Annotated in this window: 20 protein-coding genes; 19 read left to right on the forward strand and 1 reads right to left on the reverse strand. The window is 60.0% G+C overall.

Annotation, left to right across the window (positions count from 1 at the left end; all coding sequences use genetic code 11):
- Positions 1-123 precede the first annotated feature (123 nt).
- From JZX89_RS04340 to JZX89_RS04415, 16 genes are all read left to right on the forward strand, one after another.
- A complete protein-coding gene (locus JZX89_RS04340) occupies positions 124-819 on the forward strand; it encodes a GntR family transcriptional regulator (RefSeq protein ID WP_174373909.1) in 696 nt (231 codons plus the stop codon).
- A gap of 184 nt (positions 820-1,003) precedes the next feature.
- Positions 1,004-1,864 carry a transporter substrate-binding domain-containing protein gene (locus JZX89_RS04345; RefSeq protein ID WP_149899578.1) on the forward strand — a complete coding sequence of 287 codons (861 nt, stop codon included), beginning with the start codon at positions 1,004-1,006 and terminating at the stop codon, positions 1,862-1,864.
- A gap of 91 nt (positions 1,865-1,955) precedes the next feature.
- Positions 1,956-2,645: an amino acid ABC transporter permease gene (locus JZX89_RS04350; RefSeq protein ID WP_006316017.1), complete on the forward strand. Its 690-nt coding sequence runs from the start codon at positions 1,956-1,958 to the stop codon at positions 2,643-2,645.
- Between the two features lie 29 nt (positions 2,646-2,674).
- The gene (locus JZX89_RS04355) at positions 2,675-3,406 is read left to right on the forward strand and encodes an amino acid ABC transporter ATP-binding protein (protein WP_153514800.1); all 732 of its coding nucleotides are present in this window, start codon (positions 2,675-2,677) and stop codon (positions 3,404-3,406) included.
- Between the two features lie 98 nt (positions 3,407-3,504).
- Positions 3,505-4,683, forward strand: a complete 1,179-nt coding sequence (locus tag JZX89_RS04360) for an iron-containing alcohol dehydrogenase (protein WP_207133213.1) — start codon at positions 3,505-3,507, stop codon at positions 4,681-4,683.
- A 117-nt stretch (positions 4,684-4,800) separates the two neighbouring features.
- A complete protein-coding gene (locus JZX89_RS04365; RefSeq protein WP_207133214.1) occupies positions 4,801-5,403 on the forward strand; it encodes an amino acid synthesis family protein in 603 nt (200 codons plus the stop codon).
- 11 nt (positions 5,404-5,414) lie between these two features.
- Positions 5,415-6,260 carry an alpha/beta fold hydrolase gene (locus JZX89_RS04370; protein WP_207133215.1) on the forward strand — a complete coding sequence of 282 codons (846 nt, stop codon included), beginning with the start codon at positions 5,415-5,417 and terminating at the stop codon, positions 6,258-6,260.
- Positions 6,257-7,195: a flavin reductase family protein gene (locus JZX89_RS04375; protein ID WP_207133216.1), complete on the forward strand. Its 939-nt coding sequence runs from the start codon at positions 6,257-6,259 to the stop codon at positions 7,193-7,195. Before JZX89_RS04370 ends, JZX89_RS04375 begins: the two co-directional genes overlap by 4 nt.
- Entirely contained in the window at positions 7,192-8,232 is a 1,041-nt protein-coding gene (locus JZX89_RS04380; protein ID WP_207133217.1) for an LLM class flavin-dependent oxidoreductase, read from the forward strand. The genes JZX89_RS04375 and JZX89_RS04380 overlap by 4 nt, the downstream gene beginning before the upstream one ends.
- A gap of 3 nt (positions 8,233-8,235) precedes the next feature.
- Positions 8,236-9,702, forward strand: coding sequence for an aldehyde dehydrogenase (locus tag JZX89_RS04385; RefSeq protein WP_207133218.1), 1,467 nt, complete (start codon positions 8,236-8,238; stop codon positions 9,700-9,702).
- A 4-nt stretch (positions 9,703-9,706) separates the two neighbouring features.
- Entirely contained in the window at positions 9,707-10,021 is a 315-nt protein-coding gene (locus JZX89_RS04390) for an NIPSNAP family protein (RefSeq protein WP_207133219.1), read from the forward strand.
- A 57-nt stretch (positions 10,022-10,078) separates the two neighbouring features.
- Complete coding sequence (locus JZX89_RS04395) at positions 10,079-11,089, forward strand: polyamine ABC transporter substrate-binding protein (RefSeq protein ID WP_207133220.1); 1,011 nt, start codon at positions 10,079-10,081, stop codon at positions 11,087-11,089.
- 107 nt (positions 11,090-11,196) lie between these two features.
- Positions 11,197-12,024, forward strand: a complete 828-nt coding sequence (locus tag JZX89_RS04400; RefSeq protein WP_246746670.1) for an ABC transporter permease — start codon at positions 11,197-11,199, stop codon at positions 12,022-12,024.
- Position 12,025: 1 nt separating this feature from the next.
- Complete coding sequence (locus tag JZX89_RS04405) at positions 12,026-12,826, forward strand: ABC transporter permease (RefSeq protein ID WP_153514380.1); 801 nt, start codon at positions 12,026-12,028, stop codon at positions 12,824-12,826.
- Positions 12,823-13,905: an ABC transporter ATP-binding protein gene (locus tag JZX89_RS04410; protein ID WP_207133222.1), complete on the forward strand. Its 1,083-nt coding sequence runs from the start codon at positions 12,823-12,825 to the stop codon at positions 13,903-13,905. Before JZX89_RS04405 ends, JZX89_RS04410 begins: the two co-directional genes overlap by 4 nt.
- Positions 13,906-13,915: 10 nt before the next feature.
- Complete coding sequence (locus tag JZX89_RS04415) at positions 13,916-15,370, forward strand: NAD-dependent succinate-semialdehyde dehydrogenase (protein WP_207133223.1); 1,455 nt, start codon at positions 13,916-13,918, stop codon at positions 15,368-15,370.
- A gap of 20 nt (positions 15,371-15,390) precedes the next feature.
- Here the strand turns inward: JZX89_RS04415 and JZX89_RS04420 are convergent, their stop codons facing one another.
- A complete protein-coding gene (locus tag JZX89_RS04420) occupies positions 15,391-16,008 on the reverse strand; it encodes a TetR/AcrR family transcriptional regulator (RefSeq protein ID WP_207133224.1) in 618 nt (205 codons plus the stop codon).
- 300 nt (positions 16,009-16,308) lie between these two features.
- Between JZX89_RS04420 and JZX89_RS04425 the strand changes: the two genes are divergently transcribed.
- From JZX89_RS04425 to JZX89_RS04435, 3 genes are read left to right on the forward strand one after another with little or no spacing between them, the layout of a single operon-like run.
- Positions 16,309-17,385 (forward strand): efflux RND transporter periplasmic adaptor subunit, encoded by a 1,077-nt coding sequence (locus JZX89_RS04425; protein WP_149899563.1) that lies wholly within the window; start codon positions 16,309-16,311, stop codon positions 17,383-17,385.
- Entirely contained in the window at positions 17,385-18,470 is a 1,086-nt protein-coding gene (locus JZX89_RS04430) for an efflux RND transporter periplasmic adaptor subunit (protein WP_207133225.1), read from the forward strand. Before JZX89_RS04425 ends, JZX89_RS04430 begins: the two co-directional genes overlap by 1 nt.
- The gene (locus JZX89_RS04435) at positions 18,467-21,538 is read left to right on the forward strand and encodes an efflux RND transporter permease subunit (protein WP_207133226.1); all 3,072 of its coding nucleotides are present in this window, start codon (positions 18,467-18,469) and stop codon (positions 21,536-21,538) included. Before JZX89_RS04430 ends, JZX89_RS04435 begins: the two co-directional genes overlap by 4 nt.
- The last annotated feature ends 80 nt before the right edge of the window (positions 21,539-21,618 follow it).

Genomic DNA, 21,618 nt, shown 5'->3' on the forward strand with positions numbered 1-21,618 from the left:
AGCTCTGCTGTTGCCATAAAGATGATGCGCGGCTAAATAAGTTGGTACGCCATAATATCAAGAGCCAGAACCCGATTCTGCTTGCGGCGAGCCGAAGCGGGATGTGCCAAACGAGGTGATACCATGACCGGTGCTTTGCAGGGAACTGCCATTCGCGTTGAGCGTCCAACGAAGACGTTGAGGGAACTTGCGCTCGACAAGGTGCGGGATGCCATCGTGAACGGTTACTTCCGCCCCGGCGATCGTCTGGTCGAGCGCGATCTCTGCGCCCAGCTCGGCGTGTCCCGCACCATCGTGCGCGAGGTTTTGCGGCATCTGGAATCCGAAGGGCTGGTCGCGAATTTGCCAAACAAGGGTCCGATGGTTGCGCTGCTCGATCTCAATGAAGCCAAGCAGATTTACGAAATTCGCGGTGCACTGGAGGGAATGGCGGCCCGGCTCTGTGCCGAACGCCGCGATCCCGCCATCGTCGAGGCGCTTGAAGTTTCGCTGAAACATATTCGAGAGAGCTATGTCTCCAAGGATATGCCGGGCGTGCTGGCGCATACCTCGTCCTTTTACCATACGCTGTTCAGCAAGATCGACCGGCAGGTCGCCTGGGGTGTCGTCAATCTGTTGACGGTGCGGATCAACCATCTGCGCTCCATGACGATCAAGACGAAAAGCCGCGATACCGAAGGCCCGGCGCAGATGGAAAAGATTGTCGAGGCGATCCGCCAGGGAGATGGTGACGCCGCCTACAAAGCCGCGCTCGACCATGTGACGAGCGCTTGCGCCATCGCTGAAGCGGTCCTCACGGCGCAAAAAACCGCCGACTGAAAGTCTTCGGCGCTCTCGTTGCCCCGCCCTTGCGGCTGCCCTGCCGGGAGCCGCAAGGTTGCGCTATTTTTATTTTACCATTGTTTTTCAATAATTTAGAAAAATACTTGTCCGCTTCTTGACAGGGTAAACCGTTTGGTGTGATGGTATGCCATAATCAATAATATAAAGAGCGGAGCTAAATATGAACTGGAATCCGATTTCCCGGAAATGCACAGTCGTGCGCGCCAAAACCTTTCTGGCGGGCGTCGCCATCACTCTTTTTGCCGGTGCCGCCGTTGCACAGGACTGCACGCCGAAAATATCCGACAATCATCTCATCAAGCCCGGCCATCTCGTCATGGCCACCAGCCCGACCCTGCCGCCCATGGCCTATGCCGATCAGCAAGGTGTCCTGAAAGGCCTGCGCATCGAGCTGGGTTATGAGATCGCCAAGCGTCTCTGCCTGAAGCCTGAATATATCAGCACCGAATATGCGACGATGGTGCCGGGCCTGCAGGGCGGCCGCTGGGACCTGATCAATGCCGGCTTGTTCGTGACGGCGGAACGACGCAAGATCCTGTTCATGATCCCCTATGAAAACCTTGCCATCAGCATTTCCACGGCGGTCGGCGCGTCCGATCCCATCACCAAGGTCGACGATCTGGCCGGCAAGGCCGTCAGCACCGATATTGGCGGTTATGCAGAGCGCAAGATCAAGGAACTGAACGAGGACTTCAAAAAGCGCGGTCTCGCGCCGATGACCATCAACCTGTTCGACAATTATGCGACGGTCTATCAGGCATTGCGCGCAGGCCAGGTGCAGGCGGCTGTATCCATCGATCCGGTTGCCAAGCAGTATCAGGACCGTGGCGAATTCACCCATGCGCTTTCCGGCATGTATCCCACCCCCGGCTCGCTGTCCTTCGGCAACAAGGACGTCGCCGATGCCGTCTCCCTCGCTCTGAAGGAGATGAAAGCCGATGGCTCGCTTGAGAAGCTGATGGGTGGTTATGGCGTCAGCATTGCCCCCGGCGATCTCGCCGTTCTCGGCCCGGAAGGTTGAATTCCAGCCATCTGAACTGTCATCGCGGCGGGAAAGCTCTCGCCGCGACTGTTCCCGCATGAATTGGAGCCCGCATGAACTGGAGAGAGACGTGAAGGGTTGGAACTGGGAAGGTTTCTTCGAATATCTGACGAATTATTATCTGTTCGAGGGGGCGCTGGTGACGCTCGGCCTCACGGTTTTCGCCATGACGGCGGGTCTGGCGCTGGGCTTCGTCATTGCGGTGATGCGCATGTCGAAATACCGGTTCCTGTCCGGGCCGGCCTATTTCTACACCTGGATCTTTCGCGGCACGCCGCTTCTGGTACAGCTCATCATCATTTACACCGGCCTGCCGCAGATGGGCATCAAGCTGACGGTTCTGCAATCCACCCTGATCGGCCTGTCGCTGTGCGAAGCGGCCTATCTGTCGGAAATCGTCCGGGCCGGCATCGCTGCCGTTCCCAAGGGCCAGATCAACGCGGCGCGGGCCATCGGCATGACCGAAGCGCAGGTGATGCGTTACATCGTGGCGCCACAAGCCTTCCGCATCATCATTCCGCCGCTTGGCAATTCCGTTAACGGCGTGCTGAAGACGACGTCGATTGCCTCGATCATTTCCATGGAGGAGCTTCTGCGCCGCACGCAGGTTCTCATTCAGGAGAAATTCCTCGTGCTGGAGCTTTTCACGGTTGCGGCCCTTTATTACCTCGCCATGACGACCGCCTGGGAACTCATCCAGCGCCGGATCGAGAAACGCTTCGGCAAGGCCTATGGGCCCATGTCGACTGACATACATTGAGGAGCGGTCCGATGTCGCAAACAACCAGCATGATCGAACTCCAGTCCATCAATAAATGGTACGGTCCGCATTTTCAGGTTCTGACCAATTGCAGCCTGAATGTTGCCAAGGGCGAAGTCGTCGTCATCTGCGGCCCATCCGGCTCCGGCAAATCGACGCTGATCAAATGTGTGAACGCGCTTGAGACGATCGGCAACGGCGTCATCACCGTCAACGGGGTGGAAGTGACCAACCCGAAGACCGACATGCCGAAGCTGCGCTCCAAAGTGGGCATGGTGTTCCAGCATTTTGAGCTTTTTCCGCATATGACGATCCTCGAAAACCTCAGCATCGGGCAGGAGAAGGTTCTCGGCCGCTCACCGGCGGAAGCGCTTGCCAAGGCCAACGCCCTGCTTGAGCGGGTGGGGCTAACGGCGCATGCGAAGAAATATCCCGGCCAATTGTCGGGCGGCCAGCAGCAACGTGTCGCCATTGCCCGCGCGCTGGCGATGGACCCGGTTGCCATGCTTTTCGACGAGCCGACATCGGCGCTCGATCCGGAAATGATCAACGAGGTCCTCGATGTCATGGTCTCGCTGGCGCAGGAGGGCATGACGATGATGGTGGTAACCCATGAGATGGGTTTTGCCCGCAAGGTGGCGGACCGCATCGTCTTCATGGATGGCGGCGAAATCGTTGAGATCGGCGAGGGCGACAGCTTCTTCACCCATCCGAAGACGGAGCGCGCCCGCTCGTTCCTCTCGAAAATCCTGGCGCATTAGGCTCATCTCGGCCTGAGCGGGATAACGATATTCCGCTTCAGGTCATAGGGCCTTTAGCCGTTCCGAACAACGCAGAATGAGAGTGGCGGAGAACCGCAATGATAAACCGTGTCCTGATGCCCCGTGAAATGCTGATCGGCGGCGGCAGCCGTTTTCAATTGCCGGCTGTGCTGAAATTACTGGGGGTTTCTCGCCCCTTGCTTGTCTGCGACCCGGTCATGCAAAAGCTCGGCCATGCCGATACACTTTTGCAGGCGCTTGGCGGCGAAGACATCGAAGCCGCCATTTTCGCCGATGTCGTGGAAGACCCGACGGACATTTCGATCGCTGCTTTGGTGAAACGCATTTCAGATGGCGGTCATGATGGTCTCGTGGCACTCGGCGGCGGCAGCGCCATCGATACCGCAAAAGCGGCTGCCATCGTCGCGACCAGCGGCGAAGAGCTGCGTGCCCTGAAGGTGCCACGGATCGTGGATTTCGCCGTCATGCCGGTGATTGCCATCCCCACGACCGCCGGAACCGGATCGGAAGTGACCCGCGCCGCCGTTGTGACCGATACGGTGGCAAGCGAAAAAATGCTGATCCTTGGCACCGCCGCTTTGCCTGTCGCCGCCATCATCGATTACGAGCTGACGCTGACCTGCCCTTACCGGGTTACGGTCGATACCGGTATCGATGCGCTGACCCACGCGCTGGAAGCATTGGTCAACCGCAACGGCAACGCCCATTCCGAGGCACTGGCGCTTTCCGCGCTGAAACTGATCGGGGCAAATCTCGAAAAAGTGGCTGATAACCCTGATGACCGGGATGCGCGCGAAGCGATGATGCTGGGCGCGACCCATGCCGGTCTTGCGGTCTCTAATACATCGACAGCGCTGATCCATGGCCTTAGCCGGCCGATCGGGGCTTTTTTCCACGTGCCGCACGGCATGTCGAATGCGATGGTGTTGCCGCTGGTCACGCAGTTTTCGCTGAATTCCGCTCTGCCGCAGTATGCCGCCGCCGCCCGTGCGCTGGGCTGTGCTGCCGCCACGGACAGCGACCGGGTCGCCGGCACCAAGCTGGTGGAGGCCTTCATCGGCCTGAACAAACGGCTGAAGGTGCCGACCCCGCAGGAGTTCGGCATCGATAAGAGCGGCTATTTCGAGCTTCTGCCGGAAATGGTGCGTCAGGGTCTTGATTCCGGCACGCCGGCCAACAACCCGCGTGTCCCGACGCCACCCGAAATGACGCGTCTCTATGAACTGGCCTATGACGGCAGCATCGAGGATTTCTAAAACGTAAGCCACTGGAAAAACTGCCTAATGTGCCATTTTTCAACGGAATGGGCCTGGCACTTGACAGTTTTGTATTATGGCATACCATAAGCTATCATATTTACGGAGAAAGCACTCATGTCCATCCAGATCCGCAAGACCCTGCTACAGGTCGAAACGACGTTGATTGAGGGAGGCAAGGCTGCCGCGACGCCTTTGAAGCTGTTCGCCGCCATCGCGGTCGTGAAAAATCCATGGGCAGGAAAAGGCTTCGTGGAAAATCTGAAGCCGGAAATCCATGCGGGCGCGCCGGTGCTGGGTGAATTGCTGACCAAGATGATCCTCGATGCCGTCGGTTCCGGAGAGGCGGTGGAGGCCTATGGCAAGGCGGCGGTTGTCGGGCTGGATGGCGAGATCGAACACGCTTCCGCACTCATCCACACGCTGCGTTTCGGCAATCATTATCGTCACGCGGTTGGCGCCAAGTCCTATCTCGCCTTCTGCAACACCCGTGGTCCGGGCAATGCGCCGATCATGATCCCGTTGATGGACAAGAACGATGAAGGCCGTCGTTCGCATTATCTGACCATCCAGACCTCCGTTCCGGACGCTCCGGCTGCGGACGAGATCGTGGTTGCACTCGGCGCTTCCGTCGGCGGCCGGCCCCACCACCGCATCGGCGACCGGTATCAGGATCTGAAGGATCTTGGTCAGGATGTCGCCAATCCGGCCGGCGTTTGAGGGTTATGCAAATGCAGGAGGCGGCAACCACATCATCGATCAATGTTGCAAAGGCAGGTGCTGCCGCGCTCCCCCGCAAGACGACCGAGCGCGGGGCGGCCTATTTCGAGGCCGGTGCCGGTGCGGATCTGATCCTCATCCACGGTGTGGGAATGCGGCTCGAAGCGTGGGAACCGCAGATCGAGGTGTTTTCCAGAACGCACCGCGTCATCGCCGTCGATATGCCGGGGCATGGCGGGAGCGAGCGTCTGCCCGCCGGTAGCACGCTTACGGATTTCGTCGGCTGGTTCGGCCGGTTTCTTGACGATATGCGGATTACGCGTGCCAATGTTGCCGGGCATTCCATGGGTGCGCTGATTTCCGGCGGGGCCGCTGCGACCTTCGGCGATCGCATTGCACGCGTCGGTTATCTGAACGGTGTTTATCGCCGCGATCCGGTGGCGAAGGCTGCGGTTCTTGCACGCGCGGCATCGATCCGCACCACCGGCGTGGACAAGGAAGGCCCCTTGCTTCGCTGGTTCGGCGACGATCCCAAAAGCCTGCACGCGCGGGAATTGACGCGGGGCTGGCTGGATATGGTCGATCCGGAAGGTTACGCGGTCGCCTATACGGCCTTTGCGGGTGGGGACGAGACCTATGCGGATCGCTGGCCCTCGGTCACCTGCCCCGCGCTTTTTCTAACCGGCTCGGATGATCCGAATTCGACGCCTTTGATGGCCGAGCAGATGGCGGCGATCACGCCGCGCGGTTACGCTCGCATCGTCGATGCCCACCGGCATATGGTCAATCTGACCGCACCTGAGACTGTCAATGCATTGATGGCCGAATGGCTGGCTGAAGAGGAGGAGCCGCAATGACTGTTGCAACCCTTGATCCGCGCGCTTTGCGCGACGCATTCGGCGCTTTCGTAACCGGCGTCACGATCGTGACAACGCGGGATGATGCGGGAAACCCCATCGGCTTCACCGCGAATTCCTTCACCTCCGTGTCGCTCGATCCGCCGCTGCTGTTGATCTGCCTCGCCCGTACCTCGCGCAATTTCGCGACGATGACCGGCGCGAAAAACTTTGCCGTCAATATTCTGTCGGAAAACCAAAAAGACCTTTCCAACACCTTCGCCCGACCGGTGGAAGACCGTTTCGCCGCTGCGCCCTGGTCGGATGCACCGCAGGCTTCGCCGGTCTTTGCCGATGTCGCGGCCTGGTTCGAATGTTCGATGCAGGAGGTTATCGAGGCGGGCGACCATGTCATTTTGCTCGGTCGTGTTACCGCCTTCGAAAATAGCGGCCTGAACGGTCTCGGTTATGCACGCGGCGGTTATTTCACGCCGATGCTGGCCGCAAAGGCGGTCTCGGCGGCGGCGGAGGGTGAGATCGCCGTTGGCGCGGTTCTGGAACGACGTGGCGAGATTTACCTCGTTGGCGACGATGTTCTGTCGCTGCCCGGTTGCGTCGTTTCAGGCGGCGATCCGGTTGCGGCGTTGACGTTGCGGCTGGAGGAATTGACGGGCCTCGCCGTCAAAACCGGCTTTCTCTATTCGGTCTACGAAAACAAGGCGGATGGCCGCCAGCACATCGTTTACCACGCGCTTGCCGATGGCGACGATGCGCCGCGTCAGGGGCGGTTCCTGTCGCCCGGTGCGCTCGGCTCCGCAAAATTTGATTCCACCGCAACGGCGGATATCGTCAATCGTTTCGTGCTGGAAAGCTCGATCGGCAATTTCGGCGTCTATGTCGGTAACGAGACCGCCGGCAAGGTCCATCCCATTTCCATGAAGGCGGCAAACCCATGAAATTTTCCCTCTTCGTCCACATGGAACGGCTGGACGCCTCGCAGGACCACAAGACGCTCTACGAGGAGTTCGTGACGCTCTGCGAAATCGCCGATCGCGGTGGCATGCATGCCATCTGGACCGGTGAACATCACGGCATGGATTTCACCATTGCTCCCAATCCCTTCGTGACCATCGCCGATCTGGCGCGGCGCACGAAGACGGCGCGTCTTGGCACGGGAACGGTGATCGCGCCCTTCTGGCATCCGATCAAACTTGCCGGCGAAGCGGCGATGACGGACCTCATTTGCGATGGCCGTCTCGATATCGGCATCGCACGCGGCGCCTATTCATTCGAGTACGAGCGGCTGCTTCCCGGCCTCGATGCCTGGGGTGCGGGCCAGCGGATGCGTGAATTGATCCCTGCCATCAAGGGTGTCTGGGCGGGCGATTATGCCCATGATGGCGAGTTCTTCAAATTTCCGGCCACGACCTCCGCCCCTAAACCGTTGCAGCAGCCCTTCCCGCCGATCTGGGTGGCGGCGCGCGATCCGAATTCGCATGAATTCGCGGTCGCCAATGATTGCAACGTGCAGGTGACGCCGCTCTGGCAGGGCGATGACGAGGTGGAAACCCTGATGGGCCGCTTCAACGACGCCTGCGCCAAAAACCCGGAAAAACAGCGGCCGAAAATCATGCTGCTGCGCCATACCTATGTCGGTTCCGATGAAGCCGATATCGCGCAGGCGGCCCATGAGATGAGCGTTTATTACAATTACTTCTTCGCCTGGTTCAAAAACGAGAAGCCGGTTCATCAGGGGCTGATCGAGCGCATTGCGCCGGAGGATATTGCCGGGAACGCCATGCTTTCCGGCGATGTCATGCGCAAGAACAATGTCGTCGGCGGTGCCGATGAGGTCATTACCCGGCTCAAAGCCTATGAGGCGATGGGTTACGACGAATATTCTTTCTGGATCGATACCGGCATGAGCTTCGAGCGCAAGAAGGCCTCGCTGGAGCGCTTCCTTTCCGATGTCATGCCGGCTTTCAAGGAGTAAGCGATGCGCCGTTTTCAGTGCTATATCGACGGACATTTCGAGGATGGCGAAGCGAGCTTTCCAAGCCTTGATCCCGCAAGCGGTCAGCCTTGGGCTGAAATGCCGGAAAGCCGGGAGGCGGATGTCGGCCGCGCGGTTAATGCTGCGCATCGGGCGCTTTATGAAGACGCCGCCTGGTCGAAACTGACGGCCACACAGCGCGGCAAGCTGCTCTACCGGCTGGCCGATCTGGTTGCAGAGAATGCCAGGACGCTGGCCGAACTCGAAACCCGCGATACCGGCAAGATCATCCGCGAGACCTCGGCGCAGATTGCCTATGTCGCGGACTATTACCGCTATTATGCCGGGTTGGCCGACAAGATCGAGGGCGCCTATCTGCCGATCGACAAGCCGGATATGGATGTCTGGCTGCGGCGCGAACCCGTTGGTGTGGTGGCCGCCATCGTGCCGTGGAACAGCCAGCTGTTTCTGGCCGCCGTCAAGATCGGTCCTGCACTCGCCGCCGGCTGCACCATCGTCATCAAGGCATCGGAAGATGGGCCGGCACCGCTGCTGGAATTTGCCCGGCTGGTGCATGAGGCCGGTTTTCCCGCCGGCGTCGTCAATATCGTCACCGGTTTTGGCGCGTCCTGCGGCAATGCGCTCACCACCCATCCGAAGGTGGCCCATATCGCCTTTACCGGCGGTCCGGAAACGGCGCGCCATATCGTCCGCAATTCGGCTGAAAACCTTACCTCCACCTCGCTGGAACTCGGCGGCAAGTCGCCGATCCTCGTTTTCGCCGATGCCGATCTTGAGAGCGCCGCCAATGCGCAGGTGGCAGGCATTTTTGCTGCGACCGGCCAGAGCTGCGTTGCCGGATCGCGCCTGATTATCGAAAAAACCGTCAAGGACCGTTTCCTCGAGATTTTGGCAGCGAAGGCCGAGGCGATCCGCATCGGTTCGCCGCTGGATATGGCGACGGAAGTGGGGCCATTGGCGACGGAGCGCCAGCGCAAGCACATCGTCTCGCTGGTTTCCGCCTCCGTGGATGCCGGTGCGAAAGTGGTGACGGGCGGCGCGTCTGTTGATGGCGACGGCTATTTCTATCGACCGACCATTCTCGATTGCGACGGCATCCGTTCACCCTCCATGGAAAAGGAATTTTTCGGTCCCGTTCTTTCGGTTGTTTCTTTCGAGACCGAGGCGGAAGCGATCGCGTTGGCCAATGACACGGTTTATGGCCTCGCCTCCGGCGTCTTCACGCAGAACCTGACGCGTGCACACCGGCTGATGAAGGCGATCCGTGCCGGCATCGTCTGGGTAAACACCTATCGCGCCGTCTCACCGATCGCGCCTTTCGGTGGCTTTGGCCTCTCGGGTGATGGACGCGAAGGCGGGCTTGCGGCGGCGCTCGATTACACGCGCACCAAGACCATATGGCTGCGCACCTCTGACGACCCTATCCCCGATCCTTTCGTGATGCGGTGAGCCGATGTTTTACGAGATGCGCACCTACAGGCTGAAGAACGGCGCCATCCCGGCCTATCTCAAGGTCGTGGAGGAAGAGGGTATCGAAATCCAGAAGAGTCATCTCGGCGAACTGGTGGGTTACTTTTCCTCCGAGATCGGCCCGATCAACGAGATCGTCCATATCTGGGCCTTTTCCAGTCTGGATGACCGTGAGGAGCGGCGCGCAAAGCTGATGGCAGATCCGCGCTGGTTATCCTTCCTGCCGAAAATCCGCGACCTCATCGAAGTCGCCGAAAACAAGATCATGAAGCCGGCGCGTTTTTCACCGCTCAAGTGAAAGCCGCCGGTCGCGACGTGCATGCCAACGACAAGCTCTAAAACGGAGTAAGGGAACATGAGATCGAAACTGGTATTGACGACATGCGCAGCACTTTTCGCCCTCGGTGCAGCCGCACAGGCGAATGATCTGGTTTTTTCCAGCTGGGGAGGAACCACGCAGGACGCCCAGAAGGCGGCCTGGGCCGAAAAATTCATGGTGTCGAGCGGCATCAACGTGCTTCAGGACGGCCCGACCGACTATGGCAAGCTGAAGGCCATGGTCGAGGCAAACGGCGTGACATGGGATGTGGTCGATGTCGAGGGTGACTATGCCGCGCAGGCCGGACCGAAAGGGCTGCTGGAGAAGCTCGATTTCGCCGTCATCGACAAGACGAAGCTCGATCCGCGTTTCGTGACGGACTATTCCGTCGGCAGCTTTTATTATTCCTTCGTCATCGGCTGCAATGTCGATGCCGTGGCTGCCTGCCCCAAGAGCTGGGCCGATCTGTTCGATACGGCTAAATTTCCCGGCAAGCGCACCTTCTACAAGTGGTCCGCACCGGGCGTGATCGAAGCTGCGCTTCTGGCCGATGGTGTGGCCGCCGACAAGCTTTATCCGCTTGATCTCGACCGCGCTTTCAAGAAGCTCGATACGATCAAATCCGATATCATCTGGTGGTCTGGTGGGGCGCAGTCGCAGCAGCTGATCGCATCGGCGGAAGCGCCCTTCGGCAGCGTCTGGAACGGCCGCATGACGGCGCTCGAGAAGAGCGGCGTGAAGGTGGAGACCTCCTGGGAACAGAACATCACCGCAGCGGATTCCCTCGTCGTGCCCAAGGGAACGAAGAACAAGGATGCGGCGATGAAGTTCATCGCACTCGCCACCTCCGCGCAGGCGCAGGCGGATATGGCGACCGCGACGGGCTACGCTCCTGTTAACATCGAATCCGCCAAGCTGATGGATCCGGAAACGGCGAAAACCCTGCCGGACCAGCAGACCGCAAGCCAGGTCGATGCCGATATGGGCTACTGGGCGCAGCACCGCGATGAAATCGGCGAGCGTTGGTACGCCTGGCAGGCGAAATAAGATAACGGCGCGGGCAGCGAAACGCCCGCGCGATTTTCCGCGTCCGGGGAGGTTTGGACATGGTCTCGCTAACCGATGAAACAGTCAGCACGCAGGCGAGGGCGCGAATGCCCTTCCGGCCCGGCAATTTTGCCGCCACCCTGCCGGCGCTGGTTCTGCTTGTCCTGTTCTTTGTCGTTCCGGTTCTGATCCTGCTGTCGCGCAGCGTTACCGAACCCGTCTTCGGCTTTGGCAACTATGCGGCACTGCTGGGCAGTTCCACCTATCTGAAGATTTTCTTCAACACTTTCGCTGTATCGGCGCTGGTAACAGTGGTGTCGCTGGTGATCGGCTTTCCCGTTGCCTGGGCGCTCGCCATCATGCCTGCGCGGCTTGCCTCCATCGTTTTCGCAATATTGCTGCTGTCGATGTGGACCAACCTGCTGGCGCGCACCTATGCCTGGATGGTGCTGTTGCAGCGTACCGGCGTGGTCAACAAGACACTGATGGGCCTTGGCATCATCGATCAGCCTCTGCCGCTGGTCAACAATCTCACCGGGGTTACCATCGGCATGACCTATATCATGCTGCCTTTCATCATCATTCCGCTCTACGGCGTCATCCGCAAGATCGACCCGGCCATCCTGCAGGCGGCGTCGCTCTGCGGTGCAACCCGCTGGCAGGCGCTGACCCGCGTTCTCATTCCGCTCGCATCCCCCGGTATGATCTCCGGCGCGCTGATGGTCTTCGTCATGTCGCTCGGTTATTTCGTCACCCCGGCGCTGCTCGGCGGCACGGCGAACATGATGCTGGCCGAACTCATCGCGCAATTCGTGCAGTCGCTCGTCAACTGGGGCATGGGCGGGGCGGCGGCGCTGGTGCTGCTGGTGGTGACACTTACTCTCTACGCCGTGCAGCTGAAATTCTTCGGCGCGGCCGGGGCAGGGGGGCGCTGACATGCTTTTGAACTATAACAGCCTCGGCCTCTGGAAATGGCTGCTGCTTCTCATCACCGTGCTGACCTCGGCATTTCTGATCCTCCCGATCGTCTTCATCGCCGCGCTGTCCTTCGGCTCGTCGCAATGGCTGATTTTTCCGCCGCCCGGCTGGACACTGAAATGGTACGCGGATTTCTTTGCCGATCCACGCTGGCTGGATGCCGCCTGGACGAGCCTGCGCATCGCTCTCATGGTCACGGTGCTTTCCGTGCTCATCGGTCTTGTCGCCTCCTTCGGGCTGGTGCGCGGCCGTTTCATCGGGCGCGGCACGCTGCGGGCGCTGTTCATGACACCGATGATCCTGCCGGTCGTCGTGCTTGCCGTGGCGCTCTACGCCTTTTTCCTGAAACTCGGCCTTGCGGGCACCACCACCGGTTTCGTCATCGCCCATCTCGTCGTGGCGCTGCCCTTTTCCATTCTGGCGCTGACCGGTGCGCTCGAAGGTTTCGACAAGTCGATAGAGGATGCGGCAGTGCTGTGCGGTGCAAGCCCGTTACAGGCGAAAATCCGCATCACGTTGCCCGCCATCAGCCACGGCCTGTTTTCGGCGGCGATCTTCTCCTTCCTCACCTCCTGGGATGAGGTGGTGCTGGCGATCTTCATGGCAAGCCCGACATTGCAGACGCTGCCGGTAAAAATCTGGGCGACGCTGCGTCAGGATCTGACGCCTGTCATCGCCGCCGCCTCCACGCTTCTCATCGCGGTGACCATCATTCTCATGCTGCTTGTCGCGGCTGTGCGAAAAGGACTGAAAACATGACCAAACCGCTCCTGCAAATTCGCGGTATCGCTAAGCAATACGGACCGGTCGTCGCCGTTCAGGACGTCAATCTCGACGTGCAGCCGGGGGAGTTCATGACGTTTCTCGGACCATCCGGTTCGGGCAAGAGTACAACGCTTTATATTCTCGCCGGCTTCGAGCAGCCGACGGCGGGCGACATCCTGCTGAACGGTGAAAGCCTGCTGTCGACGCCGTCGCACAAACGCAATATCGGCATGGTCTTCCAGCGTTATACCCTGTTTCCGCATCTGTCGGTCGGTGAGAACATCGCCTTTCCGCTGAAGGTCCGCCGCAAGAGCAAGGCGGAGATCGATGCCAAGGTGAAGGAGATGCTGCGGCTCGTTCGTCTCGAAGGTTTCGAGGACCGGAAGCCCGCGCAGATGTCCGGTGGTCAGCAGCAGCGCGTGGCGCTGGCGCGCGCCCTTGCCTATGATCCGCCGGTTCTTCTGATGGATGAGCCGCTCTCGGCGCTCGACAAGAAGCTGCGCGAGGAAATCCAGTTCGAAATCCGCCGTATTCACCAGCAGACGGAAGTGACGATCCTCTACGTCACCCACGATCAGGAAGAGGCGTTGCGCCTTTCCGACCGGATCGCCGTGTTTTCGAAAGGGGTGATCGACCAGATCGGCACGGGGCCGGAGCTTTATGCCCACCCCACCACCCGTTTCGTGGCGGAATTCATCGGCGACAGCGATTTCATCGCCTGCGATCTCCTCGCCGCATCGGGTGGCAAGGCAACGGTTTCGCTGGGACAGGATATCGTCTTCGATCATATTCCGATGCATGGCGAGGCCGCGCCCGGCAAGAAAGCGGCGCTGATGCTGCGCCCGGAACGCCTGCAACTCAGCCGTAACCGGCCGGGTTCCTCCGCCGGTTTTCAGGCCACGGTCAGCGACATCACCTTCCTTGGCAACAACGTCCATGTTGTTGCCTATACCGGTTCAGGTGAACCGCTTGCCGTGCGGCTGCCCTTCGGCCACGACGCGATTTCCGGACTGAGCCGTGGCGATCTCGTGCATCTTGCCTTCGACCCGGCGTCGGCGCAGGTTTTCTGTTGAGGGATGGGCCATGCATCTGAATGATCCCACGCTCTTTGGTGAAAAAGTGCCGGTGGCCGGCCGCTGGATCGGCTGCGATGGCCGTGAAACGGCGACGATCCATAATCCCGCTACGGGCGAGGTTGTTGGGCGGGTTCCCGAACTTGGTGCTGGGGAAACGCAGGACGCTATCGCCGTGGCCGTGATCGCCCAGAAGGCATGGGCGCGCCGCACCGCCGGCGAGCGCGCGACTATCCTGAAAGACTGGTATCGGCTTGTCATGGAAAACCGGGACGATCTCGGCATGATCCTGACGCTGGAACAGGGAAAGCCGCTTGCCGAGGCCAAAGGCGAAATCGCCTATGGCGCCAGCTTCATCGAATGGTTCGCCGAAGAGGCGCGCCGCATCAATGGCGAGACGGTGCCTGGTCACCAGGCCGACAAACGCATCCTCGTTCTTCGCCAGCCGGTCGGTGTCGTTGCGGCCATCACGCCGTGGAATTTTCCCAATGCCATGATCACCCGCAAGGTCGGCCCGGCGCTGGCCGCCGGCTGTGCGGTGGTGCTGAAACCCGCGCCGCAGACGCCGTTTTCAGCCATCGCGCTTGCCATTCTCGCCGAGCGCGCCGGCCTGCCGCTAGAGCTTTTCAGCATTCTCACTGGCCCTGCCGCGGAAATCGGCGGCGTGCTGACGGCAAACCCGGATATTCGTCTTCTGACGTTCACCGGCTCGACGCACACGGGAGAACATCTTTACCGGCAATGTGCGCCGACCATCAAGAAACTGGGGCTGGAACTCGGCGGCAACGCGCCGTTTATCGTCTTTGACGATGCCGATCTCGATGCGGCCGTGGAAGGCGCGCTCATCGCCAAGTTCCGCAATAATGGCCAGACCTGCGTTTGTGCCAACCGTCTTTATGTGCAGAGCGGTGTCTATGATACCTTTTCTGAAAAATTCGCGCGGGCCGTCTCACAGTTGAAGGTCGGCAACGGGCTGGAGGAGGGAAGCATTCTCGGTCCGCTTATCGACGGCAACGCCGTCGCGAAAGTCGAGGCCCATATCGCCGATGCGCTTTCGAAAGGCGCCGAGATCGCCACCGGCGGTAAGAGACATACGCTCGGCGGCAATTTTTTCGAGCCGACGATCCTGCGCAATGTCGATGCCGGTATGCAGGTGGCGCGTGAGGAAACCTTCGGGCCGCTCGCCCCGCTTTTCCGTTTCGAGGATGAAGCGGATGTGATCGCGCAGGCCAACAATACCGATTTCGGCCTTGCATCCTATTTTTATGCCCGTGATCTTTCCCGCGTGTTCCGGGTTGCCGAGGCGCTTGAATATGGCATGGTCGGCGTCAATACGGGGGCGATTTCCACTGCTGAAGCGCCGTTTGGCGGGGTCAAGATGTCGGGTCTGGGCCGGGAAGGGTCACGCCATGGGGTCGAGGAATATACCGAACTCAAATATGTCTGCATTGGCGGCGTCGGTTGAGAGAGGGGCTTTGAAAATGCTCATGGAGTTAGCAATCCGCGCATGATCAGGTCGAGATGGACCTTCAGCACGGCCTGCTTGTCCAGGATGCGTCTGTCGTCGAAAATCAGCCGGAAAACCAATGTCCCGACCATGGGTGACATCACCACCTTGGCAAGTTCGGGAGGATTGGCCCTGAACCTTTTTTTCGCCACGCCCTCCTCGAGGATCGCATCGATGCGTGCGAAGACGGGGACCATCATCGTATCATGGTGCTGGTCGATGAGTTCGGGGAATTTTGCGCCTTCGGCGACGATCAGACGAAACAGTTCCCGCATTTTTCGGTTGTCGACGAGTGCGTCGAACAGGAATTCGAGCAGCAGGCGAAGCTCCTCGACGGGATCGTCTGACTTATGCGCATAGGCCCGGAACGCCTCCCGGAACGGCGTGGAGGCGTGCTTCACCACAGCCTCGAAAAGTGCCTCCTTGGTTTCGAAATAGACATAGACCGTCCCTTTCGTCACCCCCACCCGGTCGGCAATGTCTTCGACCCGCGTTGCCGTAAATCCCCTTTTGGTGAATTCCTCAAATGCGGCATCGAGAATTTGCAACGGACGTTGTATCTTCTGTTCTGCACGTGTCAGTTTTGTTTTCGTCATGACCCCGGCTCCTCAGGTATTTTCGGCGCGTGCCCTTCTATCCGTCGTGAGCGGCGGACGTCATTGATGGCCTGCCTATCGCACCGGCGCAAAAACCGGAATCGATTTTTGCAGGTGGTGCGTGGTTCATTCTTCAGCCTATTCCCGGTGTCTCCCAAGAACGCCCCGGGGCACATCTTCGATAATCATCCGGGAGCCCGGCGTTAAGCCCGAACGGTTCCCGGATCGGCGGCATAAGAATTTCATTGACTATTCAGTCAGTCAAATATTATAGGACGGGGCGAAGATCAAGAGGTCACCATGAAAACCATTCTTATCGCGCTGGCGGTCGGCGGTGTTTTTGCCCTGTCGTCCTGCAGCAATGAAGAGCCGCCGGCCGAAAAGCCGCTGCGGACCGTCGATGTGGTCACGGCGGTGAAAAAACCGGTCGATCGCGGCAGCGTCATCACCGGCGAAGTGAGGGCAAGGGTTCAGACGGACCTGTCCTTCCGGGTCAGTGGCAAGATCACCGAGCGGCTTGTGGATGTGGGTGCGCGGGTGACGAAGGGGCAATTGCTCGCCCGTATCGATCCCGAAGAGCAGAAGGCCGACATCGATGTCGCGCTCGCCAATCTGCAATCGGCCGAAGCGCAGCAGACGCAGGCGCAACTGACGTTCGATCGCCAGCAGAGCCTGTTCAAGACGCAGGTGACCTCGCGCTCGGCGGTCGACAAGGCCCAGGAAACCCTGCTCACCACGCAGGGCGCGGTGAGATCGGCGCAGGCGCAGCTCGATACGGCCCGCGATGCGCTTTCCTATACCGAACTCAGGGCCGATGCGGATGGTGTGATCACGGCGCGTAATGTCGAGGTCGGCCAGGTGGCGCAGGCTGCGCAGCTTGTTTTCACGCTGGCGCATGACGGGCCGCGCGATGCGGTTTTCGATGTCTACGAATCGCTGTTCCTCGAGCGTGATATCGACAATCTCGTCAATGTCAGCCTCCTGTCGGATCCGTCCCGTACGGTTGCGGCGCCGGTGCGGGAGATTTCCCCGACGATCGATCCGGACAATGGGACGATCAGGGTCAAGGTTGGCCTCAACGGCGATTTGACCATGCCGCTCGGTGCACCCGTATCCGGCCATTTCCGCTTCAGACAGGTCGATGCCATCGAGCTTCCATGGTCGGCGATGACATCGCAGAACGGTCTTCCTGCCGTCTGGATTGTCGATCCGCAATCTTCGGAAATCGCCATGCGCCAGATCGAGGTCGCCGACTACGAGACCGGCCAATTCGTCGTCGCGGACGGGCTCAACCCCGGCGATATCGTCGTCACCGTCGGGACAAAATTTCTGCGGGCCGGTGAAAAGGTCGCCTATGAAAAGGGGCAGGCACAATAATGTTCAGGATAAACAGAAGCTTGTTTTTGCTCATTGCGGCAGTCGCCGTCTCGTCCTGCCAGGAAAAGCAGGAAGCCGCCGCGGAGGCACCGCGTCCGGTACTCTCCGTTGTGGTGGAAGAGAAGTCGCCCGATGCGCTGCGGCTCACCGGCACGGTGGAATCGCGCATCCAGACCGATCTCGGTTTTCGCGTTCTCGGCCGGATCATCGCCCGCAATGTCGATGTGGCCGATCTGGTCAAGAAAGGTGATGTGGTTGCTTCGATCGATCCGCTGGCACTCGAACTGTCGGTGAAGAGCGCGCAGTCCGATCTTTCCAATGCTGAAGCGCAGCTAGCCAATGCGGTGACGACCGAACAGCGCCAGCGCGTGCTGGCCGAGGCCCGCAGCGGTACTGAAGCCGCGCTGGAAGAGGCCGAACAGGCCACGCGCACCGCAAATGCCGCCGTTGCCAAGGCGCGGGCAAATCTGGACAAGGCCGAAGAGCAGCTTGGCTATGCGCAATTGCGTGCAGAATTTGACGGCGTGGTAACCGCCACATCGGGCGAAATCGGCCAGGTCGTTTCGGCCGGTCAGACGGTCGTGACGATCGCCCGCCCGGAAGTGCGCGATGTGGTGGTGGATGTTCCGCAATTTGCGGCGCAGCGGCTGGAAATCGGCTCGACCTTTGAGATCGCCCTGCAGCTCGATCCGAAAATCCGCACCACCGGCGTGGTGCGCGAAATCGCCCCTGAGGCCGAAACGGCGACGCGCACGCGTCGCACGAAGATCAGCCTGCAGGATGCGCCCGCGGCCTTCCGGCTGGGCTCCGTCGTCACGGCCTCGATGCTTGCCGCATCCGAACCGCAGATTGCGCTTCCCGCATCAGCCTTGCTGAAAACCGATAATGGATGGGGCGTCTGGATCGTCAACGCCGATACGGCAACGGTGGCGCTGCGCCCGGTTACGATAGCGGGCGAGCCGGTTGACGGCGGCAGCGTGCGCATTACCGGCGGCGTCAAACCCGGCGAGCGGGTTGCCAGTGCCGGCGTTCACAAGCTTAAGGATGGGCAAGCCATCAGGATCGATCAGGAGGTCCGTCAGTGAAGAAATTCAATCTTTCCGACTGGGCGCTCGAACACCGTTCGCTCGTCTGGTACTTCATGCTGGTGTTCGTTCTTGCCGGTGTTTTCTCCTATCTCAATCTCGGCCGTGAGGAAGATCCGAACTTCACCATCAAGACGATGGTAATCAGTGCGCAATGGCCCGGCGCTTCGGCCGAGGACGTGGCCCGGCAGGTGACCGACAGGATCGAGAAGAAACTCGAGGAACTCGATAATCTCGACCATCTGCGCAGCCAGACGGTGGCCGGCCGCACGACGATCTTCGTGGAGCTGGTGCCGGAAACCAAGGCCAGGAACGTTGAACCGACATGGGTGCGGGTGCGCAACATGATCGGTGATATCAAGGGCGAGTTCCCCTCGGGCGTCGTCGGTCCGTTCTTCAACGACCGCTTCGGCGATGTGTATGGCAATATCTACGCCTTCACCAGCGATGGCCTCAGCCAGCGGCAATTGCGCGATCTGGTGGAAGATGCCCGCGCAAAAGTTCTGACCGTCGACAATATCGGTAAGGTGGATGTTATCGGCGCGCAGGACGAGGCGATCTATCTGGAATTTTCCACGCGGCAGATTGCGGCGCTCGGCATCGATCAGCAGTCGATCATCAAGACGCTGCAATCCCAAAACGCCGTTACCCAGTCCGGTTTCGTCAATGCCGGCCCTGAGCGTGTGGCGCTGCGCGTCAGCGGTCAGTTCACCTCGGAAGACAGCCTGCGGTCCATCAACCTGCGTGTCAACAACCGGTTCTTTCCGCTGACGGAAGTGGCGACGATCCGGCGCGGTTATGTCGATCCGCCGTCCTCGCTGTTCCGTTTTAATGGCCAACCGGCCATCGGTCTTGCCATAGGCATGAAAACCGGTGCGAACCTCGTGCATTTCGGCGAGGCGCTGGATGCGCAGATGAAGCGCATCGTCGCGGACCTGCCAATCGGCGTCGATCTGCACCGGGTATCCGATCAGCCCGCCGTGGTTGATGAGGCGGTATCGGGCTTCACTTCGGCGCTCTTCGAAGCGATCGCCATCGTTCTCGTCATCAGCTTCATCAGCCTCGGTCTCAGGGCCGGCATGGTGGTCGCCGTCTCGATCCCGCTCGTGCTGGCAATCACCTTTGTTTATATGGAATATACCGGCATTTCACTGCAGCGCATCTCTCTCGGAGCCCTCATCATTGCGCTCGGGCTTCTCGTCGATGATGCGATGATTGCCGTCGAGATGATGGTCGCGCGTCTTGAACTCGGAGACGATCTCAGAAAGGCGGCGACCTATGTTTATACCTCGACCGCCTTCCCGATGCTGACGGGCACGCTGGTCACCGTCGCCGGCTTCATTCCCGTCGGCCTCAACAACAGCGCGGCGGGTGAATTCACATTTACCCTCTTCGTGGTGATCGCCGTCTCATTGGTGGTGTCGTGGATCGTCGCGGTCCTGTTCACGCCGCTGCTCGGCGTGACGATATTGCCGAAGACGATGAAATCGCATCACGAGAAAAAGGGGCGTTTTGCCTCCGCCTTCTCGTGGCTTCTCGGCCGGGCTTTGCGCTGGCGCTGGGTCACGATCATCCTCACCATCGCGCTGTTCGGTCTTTCCGTTGGCGGCATGAGCCTCGTGCAGCAGCAGTTCTTCCCGTCATCCGACCGCGTGGAGCTTATCGTTGACTGGAACCTGCCGCAGAACAGCTCGATTGCCGAAACCAACCGACAGATGGCGCAGTTCGAGCAGGAGGCGCTGGCGAAGAACCCGGACATCGACCACTGGACAACTTATGTCGGTGAAGGCGCGCCGCGTTTCATCCTGTCCTTCGACGTGCAGATGCCTGACGTCACCTTCGGCCAGACGGTGATCGTGACCAAAGGGCTGGATGTGCGCGACAAGGTGCGCGCCGAGTTGCAGGATTACCTGAACCGGACCTTCACAGGCACCGACGCCTTCGTGAAATTGCTCGATATCGGCCCGCCGGTCGGGAAACCGGTGCAATATCGCCTGAGCGGTCCTGATATCCAGAACGTTCGTGAGCTTGGACAACAATTGTCGGGCATCGTCGGCGAACACCAGCTGCTGTCCAACATAGTCATGGACTGGAACGAGCCGACCCGTGTGGTCAAGGTTGACGTTCTCCAGGACAAGGCCCGCCAGCTTGGTGTTTCGTCCGAAGACATTGCCAATGCCATGAACAGCATTGTCGAAGGGTCTACGGTCACGCAGGTCAGGGACGACATCTATCTCGTCAATGTGGTAGCGCGGGCGCAGATGTCGGAGCGCGGCTCCATCGAAACATTGCAGAACCTGCAATTGCCGGCGACCAACGGCAAGGCCGTGCCGCTGTCGGCTATCGCCAACTTCCGCTACGAACTGGAACAGCCGACTATCTGGCGTCGTGACAGGATCCCGACGATCACGGTCAAGGCCGCCATTATCGGACCGACGCAACCCGCAACGATCGTGGAGCAGCTGAAGCCGAAGATCGAGGCGTTCCAGAAAACGCTTCCCGTCGGCTATAAGCTGGAAACGGGTGGTTCGGTGGAATCCAGCGCGGATTCGCAAGCGCCGATCGTTGCCGTGGTGCCGCTGATGCTGTTTGCGATGGCGACCATCCTGATGCTGCAGCTGCAAAGCTTCAGCAGGCTGTTCCTGGTCTTCGCCGTGGCGCCGACCGCATTGATCGGCGTGGTGGTGGCGCTGCTTCTCTCCAATGCGCCGATGGGCTTCGTCGCCATTCTTGGCGTGCTGGCCCTGATCGGCATCCTGATCCGCAACTCGGTCATCCTCGTCGTGCAGATCGAGCATCTGAGAAGCGAGGGGGTCTCAGCATGGCGTGCTGTCGTCGAGGCGACCGAGCATCGCATGCGGCCGATCATGCTGACGGCGGCGGCGGCCACACTTGCCCTCATCCCCATTTCGCGGGAGATTTTCTGGGGGCCGATGGCCTATGCGATGATGGGCGGTATCGTGGTCGGCACGGCACTGACGCTGCTTTTCCTGCCGGCGCTTTATGTCGCGTGGTTCCGCATTCCGCGTGAGGATGACGAGCCGGAGGGACAGGAAGTGAAGGCATGATATTGGAAGGAAGCGGTAGCCGCTTCCTTCCTCCGATAAAAATATACGCCGTCGTTGTTCCATCTGGCCGGATAGTGTTA

Source organism: Agrobacterium burrii, assembly GCF_017313405.1.
GTDB lineage: Bacteria > Pseudomonadota > Alphaproteobacteria > Rhizobiales > Rhizobiaceae > Agrobacterium > Agrobacterium burrii.

Coding starts and splice junctions, on each gene's coding strand:
- JZX89_RS04340 (WP_174373909.1), top strand. CDS start 124: ATGACCGGTGCTTTGCAGGGAACTGCCATTCGCGTTGAGCGTCCAACG.
- JZX89_RS04345 (WP_149899578.1), top strand. CDS start 1,004: ATGAACTGGAATCCGATTTCCCGGAAATGCACAGTCGTGCGCGCCAAA.
- JZX89_RS04355 (WP_153514800.1), top strand. CDS start 2,675: ATGATCGAACTCCAGTCCATCAATAAATGGTACGGTCCGCATTTTCAG.
- JZX89_RS04360 (WP_207133213.1), top strand. CDS start 3,505: ATGATAAACCGTGTCCTGATGCCCCGTGAAATGCTGATCGGCGGCGGC.
- JZX89_RS04365 (WP_207133214.1), top strand. CDS start 4,801: ATGTCCATCCAGATCCGCAAGACCCTGCTACAGGTCGAAACGACGTTG.
- JZX89_RS04370 (WP_207133215.1), top strand. CDS start 5,415: ATGCAGGAGGCGGCAACCACATCATCGATCAATGTTGCAAAGGCAGGT.
- JZX89_RS04375 (WP_207133216.1), top strand. CDS start 6,257: ATGACTGTTGCAACCCTTGATCCGCGCGCTTTGCGCGACGCATTCGGC.
- JZX89_RS04380 (WP_207133217.1), top strand. CDS start 7,192: ATGAAATTTTCCCTCTTCGTCCACATGGAACGGCTGGACGCCTCGCAG.
- JZX89_RS04385 (WP_207133218.1), top strand. CDS start 8,236: ATGCGCCGTTTTCAGTGCTATATCGACGGACATTTCGAGGATGGCGAA.
- JZX89_RS04390 (WP_207133219.1), top strand. CDS start 9,707: ATGTTTTACGAGATGCGCACCTACAGGCTGAAGAACGGCGCCATCCCG.
- JZX89_RS04395 (WP_207133220.1), top strand. CDS start 10,079: ATGAGATCGAAACTGGTATTGACGACATGCGCAGCACTTTTCGCCCTC.
- JZX89_RS04400 (WP_246746670.1), top strand. CDS start 11,197: ATGCCCTTCCGGCCCGGCAATTTTGCCGCCACCCTGCCGGCGCTGGTT.
- JZX89_RS04405 (WP_153514380.1), top strand. CDS start 12,026: ATGCTTTTGAACTATAACAGCCTCGGCCTCTGGAAATGGCTGCTGCTT.
- JZX89_RS04410 (WP_207133222.1), top strand. CDS start 12,823: ATGACCAAACCGCTCCTGCAAATTCGCGGTATCGCTAAGCAATACGGA.
- JZX89_RS04415 (WP_207133223.1), top strand. CDS start 13,916: ATGCATCTGAATGATCCCACGCTCTTTGGTGAAAAAGTGCCGGTGGCC.
- JZX89_RS04420 (WP_207133224.1), bottom strand. CDS start 16,008: ATGACGAAAACAAAACTGACACGTGCAGAACAGAAGATACAACGTCCG.
- JZX89_RS04425 (WP_149899563.1), top strand. CDS start 16,309: ATGAAAACCATTCTTATCGCGCTGGCGGTCGGCGGTGTTTTTGCCCTG.
- JZX89_RS04430 (WP_207133225.1), top strand. CDS start 17,385: ATGTTCAGGATAAACAGAAGCTTGTTTTTGCTCATTGCGGCAGTCGCC.